21 protein-coding genes are annotated in these 23,974 nt (G+C 66.5%); 14 read left to right on the top strand and 7 right to left on the bottom strand.

Features of this window, described 5'->3' with window-relative positions; all coding sequences use genetic code 11:
- Positions 1-67 precede the first annotated feature (67 nt).
- The 7 genes from F3087_RS14180 to F3087_RS14150 all read left to right on the top strand — a co-directional run bounded on the left by F3087_RS14180 (position 68) and on the right by F3087_RS14150 (position 8,032).
- Positions 68-3,853 (top strand): multifunctional oxoglutarate decarboxylase/oxoglutarate dehydrogenase thiamine pyrophosphate-binding subunit/dihydrolipoyllysine-residue succinyltransferase subunit, encoded by a 3,786-nt coding sequence (locus tag F3087_RS14180; protein ID WP_150402368.1) that lies wholly within the window; start codon positions 68-70, stop codon positions 3,851-3,853.
- 110 nt (positions 3,854-3,963) lie between these two features.
- On the top strand, positions 3,964-4,305 hold the full coding sequence (locus F3087_RS14175; RefSeq protein ID WP_150402367.1) for a WXG100 family type VII secretion target: 342 nt from the start codon (positions 3,964-3,966) through the stop codon (positions 4,303-4,305).
- Complete coding sequence (locus tag F3087_RS14170; protein WP_150402366.1) at positions 4,302-4,601, top strand: WXG100 family type VII secretion target; 300 nt, start codon at positions 4,302-4,304, stop codon at positions 4,599-4,601. The genes F3087_RS14175 and F3087_RS14170 overlap by 4 nt, the downstream gene beginning before the upstream one ends.
- Positions 4,602-4,604: 3 nt before the next feature.
- Entirely contained in the window at positions 4,605-5,957 is a 1,353-nt protein-coding gene (locus tag F3087_RS14165; protein ID WP_191093952.1) for a hypothetical protein, read from the top strand.
- Positions 5,957-6,475 carry an Imm42 family immunity protein gene (locus tag F3087_RS14160; protein ID WP_150402365.1) on the top strand — a complete coding sequence of 173 codons (519 nt, stop codon included), beginning with the start codon at positions 5,957-5,959 and terminating at the stop codon, positions 6,473-6,475. The genes F3087_RS14165 and F3087_RS14160 overlap by 1 nt, the downstream gene beginning before the upstream one ends.
- Positions 6,476-6,508: 33 nt before the next feature.
- A complete protein-coding gene (locus F3087_RS14155) occupies positions 6,509-7,018 on the top strand; it encodes a hypothetical protein (RefSeq protein WP_150402364.1) in 510 nt (169 codons plus the stop codon).
- A gap of 327 nt (positions 7,019-7,345) precedes the next feature.
- Complete coding sequence (locus F3087_RS14150; RefSeq protein WP_150402363.1) at positions 7,346-8,032, top strand: hypothetical protein; 687 nt, start codon at positions 7,346-7,348, stop codon at positions 8,030-8,032.
- A gap of 230 nt (positions 8,033-8,262) precedes the next feature.
- On the opposite strand, the gene F3087_RS14145 is transcribed toward F3087_RS14150, so the two are convergent.
- Positions 8,263-8,889, bottom strand: coding sequence for a TetR/AcrR family transcriptional regulator (locus tag F3087_RS14145; protein ID WP_150402861.1), 627 nt, complete (start codon positions 8,887-8,889; stop codon positions 8,263-8,265).
- A gap of 74 nt (positions 8,890-8,963) precedes the next feature.
- Here F3087_RS14145 and F3087_RS14140 point away from each other — a divergent pair, with 74 nt between their 5' ends.
- From F3087_RS14140 to F3087_RS14115, 6 genes are all read left to right on the top strand, one after another.
- Positions 8,964-10,499: a flavin-containing monooxygenase gene (locus F3087_RS14140; protein WP_150402362.1), complete on the top strand. Its 1,536-nt coding sequence runs from the start codon at positions 8,964-8,966 to the stop codon at positions 10,497-10,499.
- The gene (locus F3087_RS14135) at positions 10,496-11,326 is read left to right on the top strand and encodes an SDR family NAD(P)-dependent oxidoreductase (protein ID WP_150402361.1); all 831 of its coding nucleotides are present in this window, start codon (positions 10,496-10,498) and stop codon (positions 11,324-11,326) included. The genes F3087_RS14140 and F3087_RS14135 overlap by 4 nt, the downstream gene beginning before the upstream one ends.
- Positions 11,327-11,343: 17 nt before the next feature.
- Complete coding sequence (locus tag F3087_RS14130; protein WP_150402360.1) at positions 11,344-12,258, top strand: alpha/beta hydrolase; 915 nt, start codon at positions 11,344-11,346, stop codon at positions 12,256-12,258.
- A 118-nt stretch (positions 12,259-12,376) separates the two neighbouring features.
- Complete coding sequence (locus tag F3087_RS14125) at positions 12,377-14,170, top strand: AMP-dependent synthetase/ligase (RefSeq protein ID WP_150402359.1); 1,794 nt, start codon at positions 12,377-12,379, stop codon at positions 14,168-14,170.
- 124 nt (positions 14,171-14,294) lie between these two features.
- Positions 14,295-14,951 (top strand): transcriptional regulator, encoded by a 657-nt coding sequence (locus F3087_RS14120; protein WP_150402358.1) that lies wholly within the window; start codon positions 14,295-14,297, stop codon positions 14,949-14,951.
- Positions 14,952-15,020: 69 nt separating this feature from the next.
- Positions 15,021-16,856 carry a molybdopterin-dependent oxidoreductase gene (locus tag F3087_RS14115; RefSeq protein WP_150402357.1) on the top strand — a complete coding sequence of 612 codons (1,836 nt, stop codon included), beginning with the start codon at positions 15,021-15,023 and terminating at the stop codon, positions 16,854-16,856.
- A 55-nt stretch (positions 16,857-16,911) separates the two neighbouring features.
- Here F3087_RS14115 and F3087_RS14110 read toward each other — a convergent pair whose 3' ends face one another.
- The 6 genes from F3087_RS14110 to F3087_RS14085 all read right to left on the bottom strand — a co-directional run bounded on the left by F3087_RS14110 (position 16,912) and on the right by F3087_RS14085 (position 22,832).
- Positions 16,912-18,393 (bottom strand): DHA2 family efflux MFS transporter permease subunit, encoded by a 1,482-nt coding sequence (locus F3087_RS14110; protein ID WP_150402356.1) that lies wholly within the window; start codon positions 18,391-18,393, stop codon positions 16,912-16,914.
- Complete coding sequence (locus F3087_RS14105; RefSeq protein ID WP_150402355.1) at positions 18,390-19,154, bottom strand: PadR family transcriptional regulator; 765 nt, start codon at positions 19,152-19,154, stop codon at positions 18,390-18,392. The genes F3087_RS14110 and F3087_RS14105 overlap by 4 nt, the downstream gene beginning before the upstream one ends.
- Before the next feature lie 238 nt (positions 19,155-19,392).
- Positions 19,393-20,109 (bottom strand): ABC transporter permease, encoded by a 717-nt coding sequence (locus tag F3087_RS14100; protein WP_150402354.1) that lies wholly within the window; start codon positions 20,107-20,109, stop codon positions 19,393-19,395.
- Positions 20,106-20,774 carry an ABC transporter permease gene (locus F3087_RS14095; RefSeq protein ID WP_150402353.1) on the bottom strand — a complete coding sequence of 223 codons (669 nt, stop codon included), beginning with the start codon at positions 20,772-20,774 and terminating at the stop codon, positions 20,106-20,108. Before F3087_RS14095 ends, F3087_RS14100 begins: the two co-directional genes overlap by 4 nt.
- Positions 20,771-21,934 (bottom strand): ABC transporter ATP-binding protein, encoded by a 1,164-nt coding sequence (locus tag F3087_RS14090; RefSeq protein ID WP_150402352.1) that lies wholly within the window; start codon positions 21,932-21,934, stop codon positions 20,771-20,773. Before F3087_RS14090 ends, F3087_RS14095 begins: the two co-directional genes overlap by 4 nt.
- 10 nt (positions 21,935-21,944) lie before the next feature.
- On the bottom strand, positions 21,945-22,832 hold the full coding sequence (locus F3087_RS14085) for an ABC transporter substrate-binding protein (RefSeq protein ID WP_223885124.1): 888 nt from the start codon (positions 22,830-22,832) through the stop codon (positions 21,945-21,947).
- Between the two features lie 244 nt (positions 22,833-23,076).
- On the opposite strand from F3087_RS14085, the gene F3087_RS14080 reads away from it, so the two are divergent.
- Positions 23,077-23,970, top strand: a complete 894-nt coding sequence (locus tag F3087_RS14080) for an ABC transporter substrate-binding protein (RefSeq protein WP_150402351.1) — start codon at positions 23,077-23,079, stop codon at positions 23,968-23,970.
- Positions 23,971-23,974 lie beyond the last annotated feature (4 nt).

The following is a 23,974-nucleotide window of genomic DNA, read 5'->3' as shown; positions in this document are numbered from 1 at the left end:
CGCATCGGCGCGATTCCGCTGATCCCCGTGCCGGGCACGTCACAAACGTCGCAGCGCGAAGAACGAAATGAGGCGAACACCTGCTGTGAGCAGCTCAACTTCCCAGTTCGGACAGAACCAGTGGCTAGTCGATGAGATGTATCAGAAGTTCAAGCAAGATCCATCTTCGGTCGATGAGAGTTGGCACGAGTTCCTCGCCGATTACACGCCCGAAGCCACGGGTGATTCCGGTAACAGCTCGGCCGCTCCGGCCGCGGCCGCTCCCGCGCAGGCGCCGACCCCGGCTCCGGCACCCGCGTCGGTGAACTCGGCCCCCAAGGCGAACGCGGCGCCCAAGGCCGCCGCGCCCGCACCGGCCAAGCCCGCCGCCCCCGCGCAGGCGCCGGCGAAGGCCACCGCGCGCACACCGCAGACCACCCCGGCGCCGACCTCCAACGCGGCGCCCACCTCCGGCGCCCCGAAGCCGGCCGCCGCGGCCGACGAGGCCAAGGTGCTGCGCGGCGCTGCCGCCGCGGTGGCCAAGAACATGGCCCTCTCGCTGACCATCCCGACCGCGACCAGCGTGCGCGCCATCCCGGCGAAGCTGATGATCGACAACCGGCTGGTCATCAACAACCATCTGGCCCGCACCCGCGGTGGCAAGATCTCGTTCACCCACCTGCTGGGTTTCGCGATCGTCAAGGCGGTCAACGCGTTCCCGAACATGAACCGGCACTTCGCCGAGATCGACGGCAAGCCGAACGCGGTCAGCCCGGCGCACACCAACCTCGGTCTCGCCATCGACCTGCCCGGCAAGGACGGCAGCCGATCGCTGGTCGTCGCGGCGATCAAGGGCACCGAGGCGATGTCCTTCGGCCAGTTCCACACCGCCTACGAGGACGTCGTTCGTCGTGCCCGCGACGGCAAGCTGACCGCCGACGACTTCGCCGGCGTCACCATCTCGCTGACCAATCCCGGCACCATCGGCACCGTGCACTCGGTGCCCCGGCTCATGCCGGGTCAGGGCGCCATCATCGGCGCGGGCGCGATGGAGTTCCCGGCCGAGTTCCAGGGCATGAGCGACGAGCGGATCGCCGATATCGGCGTCGGCAAACTGATCACGCTCACCTCCACCTACGACCACCGCATCATCCAGGGCGCGGAGTCCGGTGACTTCCTGCGCACCATCCACCAGCTGCTGATCTCCGACGAGTTCTACGACGAGATCTTCCACGGCCTCGGCGTGCCGTACGAGCCGGTGCGCTGGCGCAAGGACATTCGCGAACGCGGCGTCGACAAGAGCACCCGCGTGCTCGAGATGATCGCCGCCTACCGCAACCGCGGCCACCTGATGGCGGACACCGATCCGCTGCGGCTGGTCAAGGACAAGTTCCGCAGCCACCCCGACCTCGACGTCACCCAGCACGGCCTGACCCTGTGGGACCTGGACCGCACGTTCAACGTCGGCGGCTTCCACGGCCAGGAGCAGATGAAGCTGCGCGAGGTCCTCTCGGTCCTGCGCGACGCCTACTGCCGCCACGTCGGTGTGGAATACACGCACATCCTGGAAACCGAGCAGCTGCAGTGGATCCAGGAGCGGGTCGAGCAGAAGCACGTCAAACCGACTGTCGCGCAGCAGAAGTACATCCTGAACCGGCTGAACGCGGCGGAGGCCTTCGAGACCTTCCTGCAGACCAAGTACGTCGGGCAGAAGCGCTTCTCGCTCGAGGGCGCCGAGGCCGTCATCCCGATGATGGACGCGACCATCGACCAGTGCGCCGAGCACTCGCTCGACGAGGTCATCATCGGCATGCCGCACCGCGGCCGGCTGAACGTGCTGGCCAACATCGTCGGCAAGCCGTACTCGAAGATCTTCACCGAGTTCGAGGGCAACATGAACCCGGCCGGGGCGCACGGCTCCGGCGACGTGAAGTACCACCTCGGCGCGCACGGCACCTACCTGCAGATGTTCGGCGACAACGAGATCGAGGTCTCGCTCACCGCCAACCCCTCGCACCTGGAGGCGGTCGACCCGGTGCTCGAGGGTCTGGTCCGGGCCAAGCAGGACCTGCTGGACAAGGGCGACGGCCCGGAGGGTTACTCCGTCATGCCGTTGATGCTGCACGGTGACGCCGCGTTCGCGGGTCAGGGTGTGGTGGCCGAGACACTGAACCTGTCCGGCCTGCGCGGCTACCGCGTCGGCGGCACCATCCACATCGTGGTGAACAACCAGATCGGCTTCACCACGGCGCCGGAGAACAGCCGCTCGACCGAATACTCCACGGACATCGCGAAGTTCATCGGCGCGCCGATCTTCCACGTGAACGGCGACGACCCGGAAGCCTGCGACTGGGTGGCCCGCCTCGCGGTCGACTTCCGGCAGAAGTTCCGCAAGGACGTCGTGATCGACATGGTCTGCTACCGCCGCCGTGGCCACAACGAGGGCGACGACCCGTCGATGACCCAGCCGGCCATGTACGACGTGATCGACACCAAGCGTTCGGTGCGTAAGGCCTATACCGAGAGCCTGATCGGCCGTGGCGACATCTCGCTGAAAGAGGCCGAGGACGCGCTGCGCGACTACCAGGGTCAGCTGGAGCGGGTGTTCAACGAGGTCCGCGAGCTGGAGAAGTACACCCCGGAGCCGAGCGAGTCGGTCGAGGACGACCAGCGCGTGCCGACCACCGTGCAGACGGCCGTGGACAAGACCATCCTGCAGCGCATCGGCGACGCGTTCCTGAACGTGCCCGACGGATTCAACGTGCACCCGCGGGTGAAGCCGGTGCTGGAGAAGCGTCGCGAGATGGCCTACGAGGGCAAGGTCGACTGGGCCTTCGCCGAGCTGCTGGCCTTCGGCACGCTGATCGACGAGGGTCGCGCGGTGCGCCTGACCGGTCAGGACTCCCGGCGCGGCACCTTCACCCAGCGGCACTCGGTGATCATCGACCGCAAGACGGGCGAGGAATACACCCCGCTGCACAACATCGGCAGCAAGGACCCGGGCTGGTTCGCGGTGCACGACTCCGCGCTGAGCGAGTACGCCGCCGTCGGCTTCGAATACGGCTACTCGCTGGGCAACGAGAACGCGCTCGTGCTGTGGGAGGCGCAGTTCGGCGACTTCGTCAACGGCGCGCAGTCCATCATCGACGAGTTCATCTCCTCCGGTGAGGCCAAGTGGGGTCAGCTCTCCGACGTCGTGCTGCTGCTGCCGCACGGCCACGAGGGTCAGGGTCCGGACCACACCTCCGGTCGCATCGAGCGGTTCCTGCAGCTGTGTGCCGAGGGCTCGATGACGGTCGCCGTGCCGTCCACCCCGGCGAACTACTTCCACCTGCTGCGCCGCCACGCGCTGGACGGCATCCGCCGCCCGATGATCGTCTTCACCCCGAAGTCGATGCTGCGCAACAAGGCCGTCGTGTCGGATCTGAAGGACTTCACCGAGAGCAAGTTCCGCTCGGTGTTCGACGAGCCGTCCTACGAGCAGGGCGTCGGCGACCGCAGCAAGGTCAAGCGGGTCCTGCTCACCAGCGGAAAGCTCTACTACGAGCTGGCCGCCGAAAAGGCCAAGCAGAAGCGTGAAGACGTCGCGATCGTGCGGATCGAGCAGCTCTACCCGCTGCCCACCTACCGCCTGAACGAGTCGCTCGACCGCTACCCCAACGCGACCGACATCGCGTGGGTCCAGGAGGAACCGGCCAACCAGGGCGCCTGGCCCTTCTTCGGCCTCAACCTCCCCGAGGTCCTCCCCGATCGCCTCGGCAAACTGCGCCGCATCTCCCGCCGCGCCATGTCCGCGCCCTCTTCGGGTTCGAGCAAGGTGCACGCGGTGGAACAGGCGGAGATCGTCGCCGAAGCTTTCGAGCCGACCAACTAAGTAGCCCCACCCGGACGCCGGGTCGGCTCCGCCTTTCGCGCGGAGTCGACCCGGCGTTCGGCGTTTATCCACATCGACACTGGTGGGTGCGGTCAGTAAACTTCGCCAGCATGAGCGACGGGGGTACGCCGGTAACACCCGGCCAGCAGGTTTCGGTCGTTCCCGAGCAGGTTCGCGATGTCGGCAAATACGTCTACGAGCTGGCCGAGGCGCTGCGTTCGGCGCTGGATTCCGCCGCGAAAGACGTGGACGCGCTGACCAATGGGAGCTGGACCGGGGACTCGGCCACCGAGTTCGCCAACGGCTGGACCGATGTCCGCGATGGTGGCGTGCAGATCATGTCGGCCTTGACCGGCATGGCGGAGAAGCTCGGCGTCACCGCCGACACGTATCAAGCCCGTGATTCGGACAATGCCGCCGCGCTGCAGACCTCCACCCTGGATCTGCCGTGAGCTCGGAATTCTCGGTCGACCTCGAGCACCTCGACCAGATCGTCTCCCGCCTTTCCGGGCTGGCCGGTTTCGTCGCCGACCATCTCGACGAGATCGACGACCGCGTGGCCGCCTTGCACGACACCGGCTGGGAAAGCGTTGCCGCCCAGGCTTATGCGGACGCCCACCGCCAATGGGCCACTGGTGCACGCGAATTCGTCGAGGGCGTGCGCGAGATGAGCGACGCGGCGAAACAAGCGCATGCGCGCTACACCCGGGCGATCGAACTCAACAGCAAGATGCTGCAAGGGGGTTGAGCCGTGCGCATCGACTGGCAGATCTATTACGACGCCGCCAAGAAGTGCCATGACCTCGCCGCCGATCTCCGCCGCGCGGACAAACCGGTGCACGACGCCGTCAAAGGCGAATGCGCGGGCATGGCCGGGGACGCGCCCGGCTGCAAAGAGTGGGGCGAGAAGTACGACACCGCCGCGCGCGACACGATGCAGTCGTGCACCGACCTCGCGGACGCCCTCACCAACTTCGGTTATGTGCTGTACGCGACCGGATACAACTACGGCAAGAACAACAAGAGCAATCCACTGCCCGATCTGCCCGATGTTCACGAGGTGTCGAAATACCAGGTCACCATCCCGACGTCGGTGCGCAACAACGGGATCGGCATCGAACACCACGGCGGTATCCAGGAACTCTTCGACGCCCTGATCGCGCAAATCCTGAAACAGTTCGGCAAGCTACCCAACGGTGATATCGCGAAGCTCGCGACAGCGTCGTCCACCTGGAGCACCTTCGCCAATCATCAGACGGTCACCGGTGCGGCCGCCCAAATCACCACCATCATCGGCTTATTCGACAGCATCGATGACAAAACGAATCTGCCGCCGATCCTCGGCCACCTCGAAACATTGCGCAACGGCGCAACCCAGGTCGCCGCCGCGTCCCAGAACCTGGCCGTCCCCGTCGCCGAATACCACACCGGCACAGTCGATGTGCGCCGCAACTTCGAATCCTCGATCACCCAGGCCGAATGGGCGATCGGCCTCACCGTGGTCGCCGCCGCAGCCGCCGCCTTCTTCACCTTCGGCAGCAGCGCGGCCGCCGGCGCAGGCGGCGTCGGCGTCATAGTCACCAACACCGTCAACACCATCCGCACCGTCTACCAGGGCAGCAACCTCCTCAAAGCAGTAGGCCTAGCCACCACCGCCGCCGGCGCCATCGGCATAATCAAATCCTTCGACAAAGTCCCCGACCTAACCACCACCCTCACCTCCCTAGCCACCATCATCGCCATGCGCGTCCTGATCGATGATGACGGCGCTGGCAATCAGCCCGGACAGGATGGCAGCGGAGCCAACGCGCAACCCGTCGACAAACCCGAGTTCCGCCCGAATCCGGCCCATACACCTGGGCAACCCGGGTTCAACCCACGAAAAACAATCGAACCAGCCGACTCGAAGGATGTCTACGACAAGGCTATTCAAGGCAAGGATGGCAAATGGTACGGCGTGGGCGGCAACGGTGAGATCTACCGATATGCGCCCGACAACACGGGTGGGGCGCATTTCAATGGCACGACTGCTCCTGGCAGCAATACCATCAGGTCAGAAGACATCCCGATCGAAGTCCGTAGAAAACTTGGAAAGGTGCGCTGATGCTCGTCGGTGACAAGAGTCGGTTCGCGATCGAATTCGAGCTGGACGAGGAGAAACTCGCCGACTCTGCCCTGGCGGAATGGTTGTACGGACGGATTCGGTGGTGGTGTGGTGGCGAGCCGGTCGGGCTGTTCGACGACGACACCACGCTGCGGGACGCGGCCATCGAGGCTGAGCGCGTGCTCGCAGCTGCCGATGGTCGACGTGACGATGCCTTGATGCAGGTCCCCGCTCAGGAGGTGGTCGACACCATTGTTCGGGCGCTGTTCGAAGACCGGGGACAATCCGACGAGGAACTCGCAGCGGACGAGAAGAAATACCGACCGTTCCTGGTTCGTCCACTAATCGGTGAATTCGATGCCTGGGATGTCTTCGTCATCGAAGGTGCCCGCGAGGCTCGACTTATCTGGCGCCTTGCCGGTGATGCGCGGATAAACGAGACACGGCTCGCCATAGGCGAGTTCGATACAGTTCTGAAGAAGTTCCTTACCGAGCTACGATCGACGTCCATCCGCTGAAGCGTGCAGGAATCGACGATAGGCGGGCTAGGGATGAATCAAGAAATCATCGAATACGAGGATCGGTGGCTGTTGTGGCCGTTGCGGGATAGTCGGGGTAATCGTATCGAGTGGGGCTCGGATGAATTCGCGCTCTCGATGGATTCGGGGTTTCGGATCGTTGCCGGGTATGGGACGGAGTTGTCGCCGCGTTTTTACAGGGGGTTTCCCGATCGACATGTGATCACTCACTGGCCGAAGGCTGAGGTCGAGCAGATTCTTGGGGCGCCGGTGAAAGCCACGGCGTTTTTCAAGACTGGGTGCGTGCAGCTCGGATTTGGGAACGGGTGGGTCATGCTTACGTCGGAGCATTACCCAGACGTCCCTTTCTCGGTCTACTCCGGCAAGGATCTGCTGTGGCGTCGGTCGGGCATGGTCGAGCAGACGAAATATCCTGTCATTCAGGTCAATCGATGGACAGGCGATCGAATTACGGCACCGCCGTGGCCGTCTCGGCCGGCTGATCTGAACATTAATTATGATTCGGATGATATCAACGATTGAGTGAGGGCGGCGGGGGCTTCAGGGTTGCCGGGTGGGGTTTGACGAAAGTTGTTGGGGGCGGGGGGTAGGCGGGGGCTGCTGGCCTCGATATGAAATCCTCGATTCGGGGTCTCGCGGTGGCTGTCACCAGGTGGAAGCAATCGTTTTGCGGGGTCGGCAGCCCCGAGAAGTGGGGGCATTTTGTTGAATCAATGTGGCGCTCGTCACATTAGTTCTGGTTCTGGGGGATCGTCGGATATGAATATCCCTGTCGATCAATATCAACGCTTCGATTCGTCTGGGGGACAAGGCGTTCCATAGCGATCGGGGGCGGGAGAGAAAGCCTAAATGTTCCAAAAGACTGTCATGCGCGCAGGCCGCCAGATCCTCACCGTGGTTCTGCCCTTCGCGGTAGTGGCAAGCCTCGCCAACGCGGGCACCGCGTCCGCGACCGAACTCGCGGACCAGCAGGCTCGGTGGGCCGACAGCCTGTCGGCGGCCGGTGCCGAGCAGGGCGTCGAATACAAGACGACCACGTCGGCGGACCTGAAGTCCGTCTCCACCGTGCTGAACAGCGGCAAGTTCACCCTGACCGCGGATTCGTCGGCGGTGCAGGTGGAATCGGCCACCGGCGCGAAGGTCACCGAGTTCCCGATGTCGATGAAGTCGGCCGCGGGCAACACGATCGCGCTGGCCCCGCAGATCTCCCCGGACGGGAAGACCCTGGTCGTCACCCCGCAGGTGACCACGGAGATCGCCGGTGAACTGAAGAACGTCGCCGCCGGCGAACTGAAGCCCATCGCGACCAACCCGGACGCGCAGAACCACGACCCGGTGGCCAACGGCCTCGCGGCCGGCGCGATGACGGGCCTCGGCGTCGCCGCAGTCCTGTGCATCCCCGCCATCCTGGTCTTCATCGTCGGCTACTTCGCCTGCATCATCGCCAGCGGCATCAGCTACGTGGTGTTCGCCGCAGTGATCGGCGCGATCCTGGGCGCGGTCGCACCGCAGATCATCCCGCAGGTTCTGCCCTGATAACCACCTGACCGGGGCGATTCACCGGTCAGCAAAGAGCCCGCCCTCATCGAAAACCGATGCGGGCGGGCTTTTTTCGTCAGATGAAATGGCATGACCGCGGAAATCGGAATAGCGGCTATTTCATGGCGCATCAATTTCGCGCACAGGATGACCGGCGAATGCTCTACATCGAAGAAACTGCTGACCGGTCGGTCCCGTAACGCATGCGTTCCCGAGAGCCGAAACTCTCAGCCGCGCAGCGCTTCGGCCAGCGCGGGACTGAGCGCAAGCGCCGGCAGGGATTCGACGAGCAACTCGATGAGTTGTTCACGGGTAACGGGCTTTTCGCTCATCCAGGTGAGAATCGTTTCCTCCACGAAGGCAATCCATCCGCGAACAGCGAGCGACAGCCGGGGACGATCCGGGTCGTCCGGCGGGATCGGAACCTCGGTGAGCACGAGTTCGGCGATGGCACTACGAGATTCGTTGACATAGGTGACCATGCCGGGGTTGTAGCTCGACGGCCCGCGCAGGATCGCGTGATAAGCCGCGCGATTGTCCTCGACATAGTCGACGTAACGCTCGACCGAGTCACGCAGCATGTCGAACAGACCGAGGCTGCGATCCGGCGCGGTGGCCGTGAGGAATTCGGCGCTGACATGCCGCGCGATCGCCTCGTGGAACTCACCGACCGAGGCGAAGTAGTGGAACAGCAGCCCGCGGGAGATGCCCGCCTCTTTAGCGATGTCGTCGACGGAGATGTCCTGGAGCGCGCGCTCGCCGAGCATCTCCGCCCCGAGGGTGATCAGCTGCAGGCGGCGTTCGTCCGGGCTGAGCCGGACACGCTTGGACTCTCCCGAACCGGAACGACTGATACTCACACCGACATCCTACTGAACGTGATTCAATACTGTTGACTGCTGCTCAATAAGCCTCTACGCTCGGATACATGAGTCGCAAGGTTACAGACAAAGCTGTCCGCGACCGGCAAGCCCGCCGCGTCAAGACGATCATCATCGGCAGCGGGTTTTCGGGCCTCGGCCTAGCCATCCGGCTCAGCCAGCAGGGTCGTGACGACTTCCTGGTGCTCGAGCGCGGCGGCGACGTCGGCGGCACCTGGCGCGACAACACCTACCCCGGCGCGGCCTGCGACGTCCCCTCGCACCTGTACTCGTACTCGTTCGCGCTGAACCCGGACTGGACGCGCTCGTTCTCCCGGCAAGGCGAGATCCAGCAGTACATCCAGAGCGTGGCGAAGAAGTACAGGGTCTACGACAAGCACATCTTCGACTGCGACGTGACCAGTGCCCGCTGGAACAACGACACCTCCCGGTGGGAGGTCGAGTCGACCCAGGGCAGCTTCGTCGCCGAGACCGTGGTCTCCGCGGTCGGCGCGCTGTGCGAGCCCGCGCTGCCGGATATCAAGGGCATCAACGACTTCCAGGGCGAAACCTTCCACTCTGCCCGCTGGAACCACGACGCGGACCTGACCGGCAAGCGGGTCGCGATCATCGGCACCGGCGCCTCGTCCATCCAGATCGTGCCCGCGATCGCGGGCAAGGTCGCCCACCTCGACGTCTACCAGCGCACCGCGCCCTGGCTGCTCCCCCGCTTGGATCGCCCGTACACCAAGCTCGAGCGGCTCGCGTTCAAGCACGTGCCCGGCTTCCAGCGACTCTCCCGCGCGGCCATCTACGCCGCGCGCGAGACCCAGGTGGTCGGCCTGGCCAAGCTTCCCGCGCTGATGGGCGCGTTCGAGCTGATCGCCAAGGCCAAGCTGCGCGCCGAGGTGCCCGATCCCGAACTGCGCGCCAAGGTCACGCCGAACTTCCGGATCGGCTGCAAGCGCATGCTGATCTCGAACAACTACTACCCGGCGATCAGCCGGGACAACGTGGACGTGGTCACCGACGGCATCGCCGAGGTGCGGGCGAACTCGATCGTCACCCAGGACGGCACCGAACGCGAGATCGACGCACTCATCGTGGCTACCGGCTTCCACGTGACCGACTCGCCGACCTACGAGACCATCGCCGGTCGCGACGGCCGCACGCTGAGCGAGGTCTTCGACGAGATCGGCCAGCAGGCCTACAAGGGCGCGACCATCGCCAACTTCCCCAACATGTTCTTCCTGCTCGGCCCGAACGTCGGCCTCGGTCACACCTCGATGGTGTACATGATCGAATCGCAGCTGAACTACGTCGCCGACGCGCTCGCCACGGTGGACAAGCTCGGCCTGCAGACGGTCGAGGTGCGCCGCGACGTGCAGGACGAGTTCAACCAGGACCTGCAGCGCAAGCTGGGCAGGAGCGTCTGGCTCAACGGCGGCTGCGCCAGCTGGTACCTGGACAAGCACGGCAACAACACCACGCTGTGGCCCGACTTCACCTTCGAATTCCGTAGGCTCACCCGGTCGTTCGATGTGGACGCCTACCAAATAACCAACCAGGCCACGGCCGACTTGAAAGTAGGAGCACCCCAGTGAGCAAAGACGCTTACTTCGAGAACAAAGTCTGTGTGATCACGGGAGCCGGCTCCGGCATCGGTCGCGCACTCGCGGAGAATTTGGCCAAGCGCGGCGCGAAGCTGGCGCTGTCCGACATCGACACCGAGGGCCTGGCCGAGACCGTGCGCCGCTGCGAAGCGCTCGGCGCCGAGGTCAAGTCCGACCGGATCAATGTCGCCGAGCGCGAGGCCGTGCTGCTCTACGCGGACGCGGTGAAGGCGCACTTCGGCAAGGTGCACCAGATCTACAACAACGCAGGCATCGCTTACCACGGCGACGTGATCAAGTCCGAGTTCAAGGACATCGAACGGATCATGGACGTCGACTTCTGGGGCGTCGTCAACGGCACCAAGGCGTTCCTGCCGTTCCTGATCGAGTCCGGCGACGGGCACGTGGTCAACGTGTCCAGCCTGTTCGGCCTGATCGCGGTCCCCGGCCAAAGTGCTTACAACGCAGCCAAGTTCGCGGTGCGCGGGTTCACCGAGTCGCTGCGCCAGGAGATGCTGGTCGGCAAGCACAAGGTCAAGGTCACCTGCGTGCATCCCGGCGGCATCAAGACCGCAGTCGCGCGCAACGCCACCTGGGCCGAGGGCATCGACGGCCAGAAGGCCGCCTCGATGTTCGACGCGAAGCTGGCCATGCACACCCCGGAGATGGCCGCGCAGACCGTCACCGAGGGCGTGCGCAAGGGCCACGGCCGGGTGCTGATCGGCTGGGAGGCCAAGCTGCTCGACGTGTTCGTCCGCGTCACCGCCTCCGGTTACCAGCGCATCGCCGCCGTCGTGAACCGTCCGTTCCTACCCTGATTCGAGTTCGAAAGATTATGCGGGACATCAATCTTCCGCTGCCCGTCGCACGAGCGGTGCTGCGTCCGATCTTCCGCGTCACGCTGAACCAGCGGGCGCCGTGGCGGATACAGCGCCTGCTGCTCGAAGTCGGCTCGGCAGCGCAACTGGTGCCCGCGGGCACCACCATCGATCACATCCGACTCGGCGGCAGGCCCGCCGAGAAGATCACCGCCACCAAGTCGCCCCGCGGCGCGGTGCTCTACCTGCACGGCGGCGGTTACGCGGTCGGCTCACCGGCCACGCACCGGTCGCTGGCCGCCCGGCTGGCCCACCAAACCGGTTCGACCGTCTACGTTCCCGACTACCGGCTGGCCCCGGAGCACCCGTTCCCGGCCGCGCTCGACGACGCCGAGGCGGCGTTTCTGGAGCTGGTGGACAGCTCGGGCTACCTGCCGGGCCAGATCGCCCTAGCCGGCGATTCCGCGGGCGGCGGACTGTCCCTGGCTACCGCGCAGCGGCTGATCGCCCGGCACGGGCACACGCCGGCCGCGCTCGGCCTGATCGCGCCGTGGACCGACCCGAATCAGATTCCCGAGCGCGACAGCGACCTGGTGATCAACCGCCGGTGGTCGCGCGCCTGCGCCGCCGCCTACCTCGGCGGCGGAGATTCCAGTGATCCTGGTTACGCGCCGCTCACCGGCGAATTGGTCGGCCTGCCGCCGACCTATGTGCAGGTCGATGTGGACGAGCTGCTGCACGGGCAGTGCGGCGAGCTGGTCGACGCCCTGCGCAATGCGGGCGTGCCGGTCCGGTTCACCGAGACCAAGGGCCTGTGGCATGTCGCGCAACTGCAAGCCGCGCTGGTCGCCCCGGCCGCCGCGGCGCTGAGCGAACTGGCGGCGTTCCTGCGGGAAGCGATTCAGCCGGCCGAATTGCGGGACTTAGGATAACTACGACACGGGTCCGTACTCGGCTGTAACGCACGGATCCGTTTCTGGTGGTCGACCTCACGGCCCTGACCAAGGTGTCGTAGATTACTGGCGAGTAAACCCACGTGGAAGGGCACTGATGCGAGAGTTCGAAGTCCCGGCTTCCTACACAATTCCGGAAGACGCGAACAATTCCGACAACGTCTTCCGGCACGCCGAGCAGTCGCCGGACGCGGTGCTGTTCAACGTGCCGAACGGGAGCGGTGGCTGGCAGGACGTGACGGCCGCGCAGTTCGCGAAGACCGTCACCGGCGTCGCCAAGGGACTGATCGCCTCGGGCATCGAACTGGGCGATCGGGTCGCCATCATGGCCCCGACCCGCTACGAGTGGGCCGTGCTCGACTTCGCCATCTGGGCCGTCGGCGGCTGCACCGTCGCCATCTACGACAGCTCGGCCGCCGAGCAGGCCAAGTGGATCCTGCAGGACTCCGCCACCAAGCTGCTGTTCGTGGACAGCGACAAGCACCGCGCGATCATCGACGAGATCGACCCGGCCGCGCTGACGGATCTGCGGGAGACTCTGCAGATCGACAAGGGTGTCGTCGACGAGCTGATCGGCCGCGGCACCGACCTGGACGACCAGGCCGTGCACGATCGGCGCAAGCAGGTGAACGCGGACTCGCCGGCCACCCTGATCTACACCTCGGGCACCACCGGGCGACCCAAGGGCGTCATGCTCTCGCACGCCAACCTGTACGCCGAGTCCCGCTCGGACCAGATCGCCCTCGGCACGTTCATCCGGCCGGGCAAGAAGACGCTGATGTTCCTCCCGCTGGCGCACGTCTTCGCCCGCGCGGTCGCGCTGGTCGCGTTCGATGCCAAGGTGACGGTCGCGCACACATCCGACTGGTCCACCCTGGTCGACCAGTTCGGCAGCTACAAGCCGCACTTCATCCTCTCGGTGCCGCGGGTGTTCGAGAAGGTGTTCAACAGCGCGAAGCAGAAGGCGCACGACGGCGGCAAGGGCAAGATCTTCGACGCGGCCGCGGAAACCGCCATCGCGTGGAGCGAATCGCTGGACAACGGCGGACCCGGGCTGGTGCTCAAGCTCAAGCACGCGCTGTTCGACAAGCTGGTCTACAGCAAGCTGCGCACCGCGCTCGGCGGCCAGTGCGATGCCGCGGTCTCCGGCGGCGGACCGCTCGGCGCGCGCCTTGGCCACTTCTTCCGCGGCGTCGGCGTCACCATCTTCGAGGGCTACGGGCTCACCGAGACCACCGCGGCGATCACCGTGAACACCCCCGAGAACATCCGGGTCGGTTCGGTGGGCAAGCCGATCGAGGGCCACGGCGCCAAGATCGCCGAGGACGGCGAGCTGCTGCTGCGCGGGTCGGTGGTGTTCGACGGCTACTGGGGCAACGAGGAAGCCACCAAGGAAGCCTTCCAGGACGGCTGGTTCAAGACCGGCGACCTCGGCGCCATCGACGCGGACGGGTTCATCACCATCACCGGCCGCAAGAAGGAACTGATCGTCACCGCGGGCGGCAAGAACGTCTCCCCCGCGCTGCTCGAGGATTCGCTGCGGGCCAACCCGCTGATCAGCCAGGTGATGGTGGTCGGTGACGGGCAGCCGTTCGTCGCCGCGCTGATCACCCTGGACCCGGAGGCGCTGCCGGGCTGGAAGAAGAACCACAACCTGCCCGAGGACACCCCGATCGAGAAGCTGATCGAGAACCCCGAGCTGATCGCCGACGTCGACGCGGCGGTCGCCGAGACCAACAAGAAGGTCTCGCATGCCGAGGGCATCAAGAAGGTCCGGATCCTGCCGATCGACTGGACGCAGGAGACCGGGGAGCTCACCCCGAAGCTCTCGCTCAAGCGCGCTGTGGTGATGAAGCAGCACGCCGACGATGTGGCCAAGATCTACAGCTGAGTTCACTCCGACCGCGCCGTCCGCGAATTTCATTCGCGGACGGCGCTTTTCGGTTTTCCGGGACGGGTTGTCGTGGTTCGCGCTTCAATGGGGGGACACCGTCGAGGATCGGGAGCGTGCTGAGATGACTGACGGCGCAAGGAAATTGCTCGATGAGATCCAGGCGGAGCTGGCGCCGCGCGAGGCGGACAATCGGCTTGTGCCGTTGATCGCCGCGGGCAAGGCGGCGCGCACCGTGTTCGCCGCGATCGCCACCGAGGAGTGGCGGATCACCGGAAGTGACTGGCGCAGTTTCCATGAGATGGCGGCGCGGGCGGCGGATACGCAGGCCCGCGCGTTCTTCGGCATGCTCGCGCCGGGTGAGCAGCAGGCGCAAGGGATGCTGGACGCGCTCTTCGCCGCGGCCGGCGCGGATCCGGGGACCGAACTGCCGCGGGCGGGATGTCAGGCGTATCCGGCGTATGTGGCGTGGCTGGCGGTGAACGGTGAGTCGTCCTCGGTCGCCGCGGGGATCTACGCGAACTTCGCCACGTTCGGTGCGTACTGCCGCGACGTCGCCGCGGGCATGCGCGAGCACTACGGATTCGACGACGCGGCCTGCGCGTTTTTCGACTTCTACGCCACCGATGTGCCCGAGATCGAACAGCAGGCGCTGCGGGCCATCCAGGCCGGGCTCGACTCCGCGCGGCTCAAGCGCGACGAAGCGCACCTGTATGCGCGCCTCTTCCAGAGCTATGAGCTGATGTTCTGGAACACCCTCGCCGACGAGTTCGCCGGATAACCCGACCGGGCCCATGCCGTCACTGAATGGTCACATTCCTGGGCCTTTCCCCGCAGTACGCTCGGATTCATGGCCGATCTGCGATCGCGGGTGGCGGCTGGGATCGTCTCGGCAGCTGTGACGCTCGGCGTCGCGGAACTGCTCGCGGCGTTTTTCGGCCCCGACAGCGCACCCCTCAATGCCCTCGGCGCGACCGTGGTGGACCACACTCCGGACGGTGTGCGCGAATGGGCGATCAGTACGTTCGGTACCAGCGACAAGACCGTGCTGTATATCTGCATGGCGCTGGTCGCGGTGGTGGTCGCCGGGCTGGCGGGGGCGCTCGAACGGACTTCGCGCACAGCGGGTTCGACGATTCTCGCGATCTTCGGCGTGGTCGCGACGATTGTCACGGTCGGGCGGACCAGTCTGTCCGGGGCGCTGCCGACGATCGTCGGTGTGGCCGTGGGCATCTATGCGCTGCGCGTGCTGACCCGGCGGATCGACGCGGTTGTCGAGACGACCGAGCGGGCCGAGGAACAGCACTCTGCGACCGCCGTTCGCCCGGCGGGTGAAACCGACAGCGCTACAACGGAATCGGCGGCAGCGCCGGAGACCCGCTCGACAACCACCGACAGTCCGGCCGCGTCGACAGTGCCAGCAGATAAGGCCGCGCACGTAGGAGCAGCCGCTACCTCAGGTGGCATCGCCGATTCGGCAACGTCGAACGAGACCGCGCCCACGGCAGCTCCCGCTATCTCTGGCAGCATCGCCGACTCGACTACGGCAGGTAGGACCGAGCCTGCGTCATCCATCGCTATCTCTGACTCCGCCAGCGCTGGGCGAGAGGTGGCGGCACCCGAACGGCGGCGAGTGCTGCAAGGTCTGGCGATTGTGGGCGGTCTGGCCGTTGTCACCGGTGTCGGCGGGAAGGTGCTCGGGCTGCGGCGGCGGGACGTGTCGGGTGAGCGGGCGGCGGTCGAACTACCGCAGCCGGTCGCGCCCGAGGTGCCGATCGCGCCGGGCGCGGATCTTCGAGTGCCGGGGCTGACGCCCTACCTCACCTCGAACGCCGACTTCTATCGGATCGACACCGCGCTGATCGTGCCGCAGCTGTCCAAGGACGACTGGTCGCTGCGCATTCACGGCATGGTGGATCGCGAAATCCGGCTCAGCTGGGCGGATTTGGCGAACCGTCCGGTGCTGGAGCGGCTGGTGACGCTGGCCTGTGTGTCGAACCCGGTCGGCGGCGACCTGATCGGCAACGCCCGCTGGCTCGGCTATCGCCTGGACGAACTGCTGGCCGAGGCGGGTCCGCACCCCGACGCGGACATGGTGCTCTCGCGCAGCATCGACGGTTTCACCGCGGGCAGCCCGCTGTCCGTGCTCACCGACGGCCGCGACGCCATGCTCGCGGTCGGCATGAACGGCGAACCGCTCCCTGTCGCGCACGGCTACCCCGCCCGGCTCGTGGTCCCCGGCCTCTACGGTTACGTCTCCGCCACGAAATGGGTGACCGAGCTGGAGGTCACCCGCTTCGACCGCGCCACCGCCTACTGGACCCGCCGCGGCTGGTCCGCCCTCGGCCCGATCAAGACCGGCACCCGCATCGACACCCCGCGCGGCCGCGGCCGAATCAAGCAGGGCCGCACCACCATCGCCGGCGTCGCCTGGGCCCAGCACCGCGGCATCCGCGCCGTCGAGGTCCAGATCGACAACGGCAACTGGCAACCCGCCCGCCTGGCCGACGAACAATCCCTCGACACCTGGCGCCAATGGACCTTCGACTGGGACGCCACCCCCGGCCCGCACACCCTCCGCGCCCGCAGCACCGACGGCCCCGGCGACGTCCAAACCGCCGACCGCGCCGACGTAGTCCCCGACGGCGCCACCGGCTACCCCTCCGTCACCATCCAGGTCGGCTGACGACAGCACTGCGCCCCACGGACGAAGGTTCGTGGGGCGCAGTGAGTTTCGTTGGTCAGACGGTCAGGGAGTCGGCCTTGGTGAGCTTGTCTTTCGGTTCGGCCGGGGCGGGTTTGCCGTGGCGGATGAAGAGGGCGGAGGCGAGGACGCCGACGAGCAGGATGCCTGCGGGGAGCAGGGCGGACTGGCCGAGGGCGGTGCTGAAGGCGTCCTTGACGAACTCCGGGATGGGGCCTTGGCCCGCACCGCCTTCGGCGACCTTGCCGCCGCCGAGTCCATTGGCCGACATGCGGGACGCGATCAGGGCGCTGATCGCCGCGCTGCCGAGCACCGAACCGACCTGACGGGTGGTGTTGTAGACGCCGGCACCGGCGCCGGCCTGCTGAACCGGCAGGTTGTGCGTGGCGGTGGTGGCGAGCGGACCCCAGATGCAGGAGTTCGCGAAGCCGGCCAGCGCGGCCGCCAGCAGGAACCACACGATGGACGAGTCCGGCGACATCAGCGCGGAGAAGCAGAAGATCGACGCCGAGAACAACGCGAAGCCGATGGTCGGCAGCAGCCGTGGATGCAGCCGGTCGGAGACCTTGCCGATGAACGGCGCGAAAATGAAGGTGACGATGGCCATCGGCGCGAACACCAGGGCCGACTTGGTCGGCGACAGCTCACGCACCGCTTGCAGGTAGAAGTACGACGGCACCATGAACGCGGTGACCGTGGCGCCCATCGCGGCGATGGCCACGTTGGACAGCGCGAAGTTGCGCTCCTTGAACAAGTTCAGCGGCAGCAGCGGTTCGCCGGTGTTGCGCGCCTGGTTCACGAAGAACGCGGCGAGCACCAGCACACCCGCGCCGATGATCAACCAGATCCGCAGCGACCAGTCGTAGCTGTTGCCCTCCTGGATGCCGAACACCAGCGCGAACATGCCGACACCGCTGAGCAGCACGCCGGGGATGTCGAACTTGTGCTGGTTGGTCGGCAGCGCGGGCACCAGCCAGACGGCCAGCGCGAAGGCGACGATGCCGACCGGGACGTTGACGAAGAAGATCCACTTCCAGCTCAGACCGTCGACCAGCACACCACCGAGGATCGGGCCGACCAGCGTGGCCAGACCGGCCACCGCACCCCACAGGCCCATGGCCGCGCCGCGCTTGTCCGGCGGGAAGGTACGGGTGATCACCGCCATGGTCTGCGGCGTCATCAGCGCGGCGCCGATGCCCTGGGCGGCACGCGCCGCGATCAGCATGCCGATGGTGCCGGACAGGCCGCACCACAGCGACGCGCCGGTGAACACGGCCAGGCCGATGAGGTAGATGTTCTTGGGGCCGAAGCGATCCCCGAGCCGGCCGGTGACCAGCAGCGGCACCGCATAGGCCAGCAGGTAGGCGCTGGTCACCCAGATCACCTTGGAGATGTCGGCGTGCAGGTCGGTCATGATGGCCGGGTTGGCCACCGCGACGATGGTCATGTCCAGCAGGATCATGAAGAAGCCGACGACCAGCGCGGTCAGCGCCAGCCACGGATTGCGTTGAGTGGTCATGGATTCGGAGTTCCTATCTCGGATGTTCCCGATGACGGGGGAAGAACGGCGGATGCGTGCCGGCCGGCGGCGTCGGGCAGGTGGCGAGTCAGCCGCCGGGTCTGCGGCGTCGGTGGCGGCTCGCTGTGGCTTTCGCTGATCCACGAGTGGTGATGCTTGGCGGTCCTGGTTCCGGTGACCTGATCGAAGTCTTCCCATTGCAGGCCGCCATCCTCGAGCTCGCCGAGAAAGCCGGTGACCCAGGCGATCTCGGCGCCGATCATGGCGTGCAGATACGGGAGCACGACGGTGTAGCGGCGCGGCACCTTCCGCTCGGCCGCCCAGTCGATCAGCATCGCGACCTCGCCGTGTTCGGCCTCCAGATGCCCGATCCGCTCGCGCAGCAGCGCGAGCACGTCGTCTTTGGGCAGGTTGTGCGCCTCGGCCAGCGCGACCGGGAACACCGGGTACTCCGGCGCCGGATACCGCAGGATCTCGGTGATCCTGGTGCGCAGCGCCGTCCGGCCGCGCTCGGTGATCCGGTAGGTGGTGCGCTCGGGGCGGTTGCCCTCCCGGTCGACCCCCTCCGATTGCACCAATTCCTGCTCGGCCAGCCGGGCCACCGTGTGGTACAGCGAGCCGGGGCGCACCTTGATCAGCGCGTCTTCGCGGCGCGCGATCAGCAATTGATACATCTCGTACGGATGCATGGGCTGCTCCTCGAGCAGCGCGAGCACAGCGATCGCCATGGGCGTCACCGCCGGACGCGCCTGCTGCGCCATTTCCGTCACCTCCCGCAGATCGCTCGCGCGGTCGTCGCGCGAGCCGGAACCATCGACCCGCGGAGCGAACGTTAGCCCCGTCCTACGACATGCTCCACACTTAATATTCCACGTGGAATATACGGCGCGGAACAATGCGGCCGCAAGGTCTGCCGATCGGGCGGAAAGGTGACTGTGCGCACAGAAAACCGGCCCCGACATCAGTCGGGGCCGATCGGCTGCGGGCTATTTCAGCAGGTCAGTCGGCTGAGGACACGCTGAGGTCGGGCGCGATCGGCAGCGCGTCGCCGCGCCGGAGCCGTCCGGTACCTGGCGTGCTGGCCCAGACCGCGAAGGCGAGCAGACCGTCTAAGACCATGGCCAGCACGGCGACCAACAGCGCGCCGACTAGGACACGGTCGTATTTGTAGAGGCTGATCCCGTCGAAGATGTAGCGGCCGAGGCCGCCGAGGTTGACGTAGGCCGCGATGGTCGCGGTGGCGACCACCTGGAGGGTGGCCCCGCGCAAACCAGTGAGCAGGATGGGCAGCGCGTTGGGCACCTCGACCCGGAACAGGATCTGCGTCTCGGTCATGCCCATGGCGCGCGAGGCGTCGACGACATCGGCCGGGACATTGGCGATGCCGGCGTAGGCCCCGGCCAGCAGCGGCGGAATGCCCACGGTCACCAGGGCGAGCAGCGGCGGGATCAGGCCGAGCCCGAGGCCGAGCACCAGGAAGGTGAGCAGGCCGAGCGTCGGCAGCGCGCGCATCGCGTTGGCGAAACCGACGAGCAGCGCCGCGCCGCGCTTGGTGTGCCCGATCACCAGGCCGAGCGGCAGCGCGACCGCGGCCGAGATGACGATGGTGAGGAAGCTGTACCAAAGATGTTCGGCGATCCGGTGTTCGATGCCGGCCGGTCCGCTCCAGTTCGCGCCGTCGGTGAGGTAATGCCAGGCGTCGAGGAAAAGGTTCATGCGGCACCGCCTTTCGCCCGCGCGGCTCGGGCGTCGGCCCGCACCCACGGTGTCGACCAGCGGCCGAACGCGTAGACGAGGCGGTCGAAAATCAAAGCGAGCGCGAGGATCACGATGATGCCGGCGATGATCTCGTCCGGATAGTCACGCTGATAGCCCTGGGTGAACAGCTTGCCGACGCCGCCGACCCCGATCAGCGCGCCGACCGAGACCATGGCGATGTTGGTCACCACCACCACGCGCAGGCTGGACACGAAAACCGGGATGGCCAGCGGCATGTCGACGGTGAGCGTGCGCCGCAGCGGGCTGAACCCGACCGCGTCGGCGGCGTCGATCACCTCGGCGGACACCGAATCCAGCGCCGCGGGCACCGCGATCACCAGCAGCGCGGTCGAATACAGCGTCAGCGCGATGATGACGTTCAACGGGTCGATCGTCGAAATCCCCACCAGCGGTGGGATAATCACGAACAGCGCCAGCGACGGAATGGTGTAGGCCAGGCTCGCCGTGGTCACGGTCACCCGGCGCAGCCAGGACACCCGGCGCACCAGCGCGCCCACCGGAATCGCGATGATCAACCCGAGCACCAACGGCACCAGCGCCAGGTACAGATGGGTTTTGGTGAAACCCATGATCTCGGCGAAATTGTCGATCAGGTATCTCACGTCGGTCCCCCGCCGCTCACTTCCTGTTCGAAGAAGTGCCGGTTGCGTTCGGCGTCTTCGACCGAGCGCTGGTCGGCGAGCTGTTGCAGGATCTCGGTGGCCAGCACCCCGCCCCGGACCGCGCCGGAATCATCCACGGCCACACCGACTCCGGAGGGTGAGGAGATCGCGGCGTCGAGCGCCTGGCGCAGGTCGCCGGTCGGGGTGAACAGCGAGCCGCCCGCGGAGGTGCTGTCCGGCAGCGAATGTCCGCCGCGCACCGACTCCACGCCGGTCACGTCGATCCAGCCGGACGGCTTGTGTTCCGCGTCGACGATCAGCACCCAGTCGCCGCGATCCAGTCGCAGCGCCGGGATCTCCGCGGCGGTCGCGGTCTGGATCTCGTGCAGCGGAACATCTTTCGCCGAACGGAAGGACAGTCCGCGATACCCGCGATCACGCCCGACGAAATCGGCGACGAAGTCGGTGGCCGGTTGGGACAGCACCTGATCGGGTGCGTCGTACTGCTGCAACACACCGCCGCGCCCGAACACCGCGACCCGGTCGCCGAGGGTGATCGCCTCGTCGATGTCGTGCGTGACGAACACGATGGTCTTCTGCAATTCGGCTTGCAGCCTTTGCATTTCGCTCTGCAACTCGGCCCGCACCACCGGGTCGACGGCGCTGAACGGCTCGTCCATCAGCAGCACCGGCGGGTCCGCGGCCAGAGCCCTGGCCACGCCGACGCGCTGTTGCTGCCCGCCGGACAGCTGCGCCGGATAACGAGTGGCCAGCGCTCGATCCAGGCCCACCCGATCGAGCACCTCCAGCGCCGCCGCCCGGGCGGCTTTGCGTGAATCACCGCGCAGCACCGGCACGGTCGCCACATTGTCGACGACCGTGCGGTGCGGCAGCAGTCCCCCGCTCTGGATCACGTAACCGATACCGAGCCGTAGCTTTACCGGATCGACCTTCGAAATGTCCTGTCCGGCAATGGTGATCGTGCCGGAGCTGGGCGTGATCATTCGGTTGATCATCCGCATCGAGGTGGTCTTACCGCAGCCGGACGGGCCGACGAACACGGTGAACGAGCCGGATTCGATGCGCAGATCGAGGTCGGTGACGGCCTTGGTGCCGTCCGGGTAGGTCTTACTGATACCGCGGAATTCGATATCGGACAACGGTTTTCCCCTAGCCGGTCGGTGTGTTCAGTCCCTGCGCGGCCACCCACGCGGCGGCGGCCGCCTTGGGCTCGGTCTTGCTGGAGCCGGACACGGCCTCGTTCAGCTTGATCAGCTCCGCGGTGGTCAGCTTGGCCGAGGCGGCGTTCAGCACGGCCAGCGCCTTGTCCGTCTTCTTGGCCGAGTTGAGCAGCGGGACCACGTTCTGCGCGGGGAAGTTGTGCTTCGGATCCTCCAGCACCACAAGGTTGTTCTGGGTGATGGCGGGCGAGGTGGTGAAGATGTCGGCCGCGGTCACCTGGCCTTCGACCAGCGCGCGCACGGTGGCCGGGCCGCCGCCGTCGGCGATCGGCACGAAGTTGTTCGCGGCGATGTCGAGGTTGTAGTTCTTCTTCAGGCCGGGCAGACCGCCCGCGCGCTCCTGGAATTCGGCCGGCGCACCGAATTTCACCTCGGCGGCGTGGGCGGCGAGATCGGCGATGGTGCGCAGGTTCCAGCGCTCGGCGGTGGCCTTGGTGACCACCACCGCGTCGGAATCCTCACCCGGAGCGGGGGTGCCGATGGCGAGATCCGCACCGAGCGCGGTGGCCAGCGCGCTGTTCACGTCGGCCGCGCTGGTCGCGGTCGCGTTCTTGTCCAGGTACTGGAGCAGGTTGCCGTTGTACTCGGGGATGACCGAGATCGCGCACGACCGCACGGCCGGGACGTAGGCCTCCCGGCTGCCGATGTTCAGCTTGGTGTCGACCTTGAATCCGTTGACGCGCAACACTTCCGCGTATACTTCGGCTACCGTCTCGGATTCCGGGAAGTTCGCCGAACCGACGGTGAGCCCGTCGCCCTCGCAGCTGCCCTTGCTGGCCAGTGGGTCGGGGTTGCCGCCGCACGCGGACAGGATCATGGCGACGGCCAACGCCGCGGCCGCGACGATGAACCGGGTGGCGCGCAGCGTGAGCCGCAGCGCCGACCGGCCATGCCGCGCCGCATGGGGGGTGATCGAGGTTTTCACTGGAGTCCTTCCGGCCTGACGGGCAGTGCGAGGTCCCGGGGCAACACAGCCACCGGTACATTCTGGGTGTCCATACTGCCCGCTTCAGGGTGTTCGTGTTGGCTCTGTCGGTCTCTCGGAGAGTTGGTGTCGCCGGATGGTGTTGCCCGCGTCGCTGCGGATGCTGGCTCGAGTACTGGTCGTCGCGACCGCCACACTGGCCGTATCCTGCGGTAACAGTGATGACGGCGCGCGGATCACGGTCGGTGCGGGTGATTCGGTCGAGTCGAGTGTGCTCGCCGAGATTTATGCGGGCGCGCTGGCGCGGGTCGGCGCGCGCACGTCGGTCGCACCCCATCTCGGTAGTCGCAGCGACTATCTCGCCGCCTTGGACGCGGGCCGGATCGATCTGATCGGTGAGCACAACGGCGCGCTGCTGGCGTACCTCGATGCGAAGAACGCCGAGCGCGCGCCGGACAAGGTGCCTACCGCACTGAGCATGTCGCTGCCCGAGGGGCTGGTGGTCAGCGATGCCGCCGACGGCACGGACCTGCGACCGCGGGTCGTGCTCAGCACCGAGGCCGCCACCCACGACAACGTCCGCACCATCGGCGATCTCACCCCGCGCTGCGAAACGCTCACGCTCGGCGTGGCGCCCATCCCGGACCTGATCACGCTGCCGCCCGTGCTCGAGCAGGTGGCGGGCTGTCACTTCGCCGCGACGGTGTCGTTCCCCGACGCCGCCGCATTGCGGAAAGCCCTGCTGGACGGACAGGTTCAAGCCGGTCTGCTGACCGGGCCGCCCGCCGCCGTCCCCGGCTCGACCGACGGACTGACCATGCTGTCCGACGCCGACTACGCCATCCGCACCGAAAACGTGCTGCCCCTGTTCCGCAAGGGCGTACTCGACGACCGTCAGATCAAGAAGCTGAATTACGTTGCGGGCGAACTCACCACCGACGAACTCGCGAAACTGATCCGCGACGTCCGCGACTCCGGCGCGAATCCCGCGGAGGTCGCGCGCAAGTGGCTCGACGACCACTCGCTGTAAACAC

Origin of the sequence: Nocardia colli (genome assembly GCF_008704205.1) — a bacterium.
In the GTDB taxonomy this organism is placed as follows: domain Bacteria; phylum Actinomycetota; class Actinomycetes; order Mycobacteriales; family Mycobacteriaceae; genus Nocardia; species Nocardia colli.
Note: the sequence above shows the minus strand (reverse complement) of the source record. Positions and strands in the feature narration are given on the sequence as shown.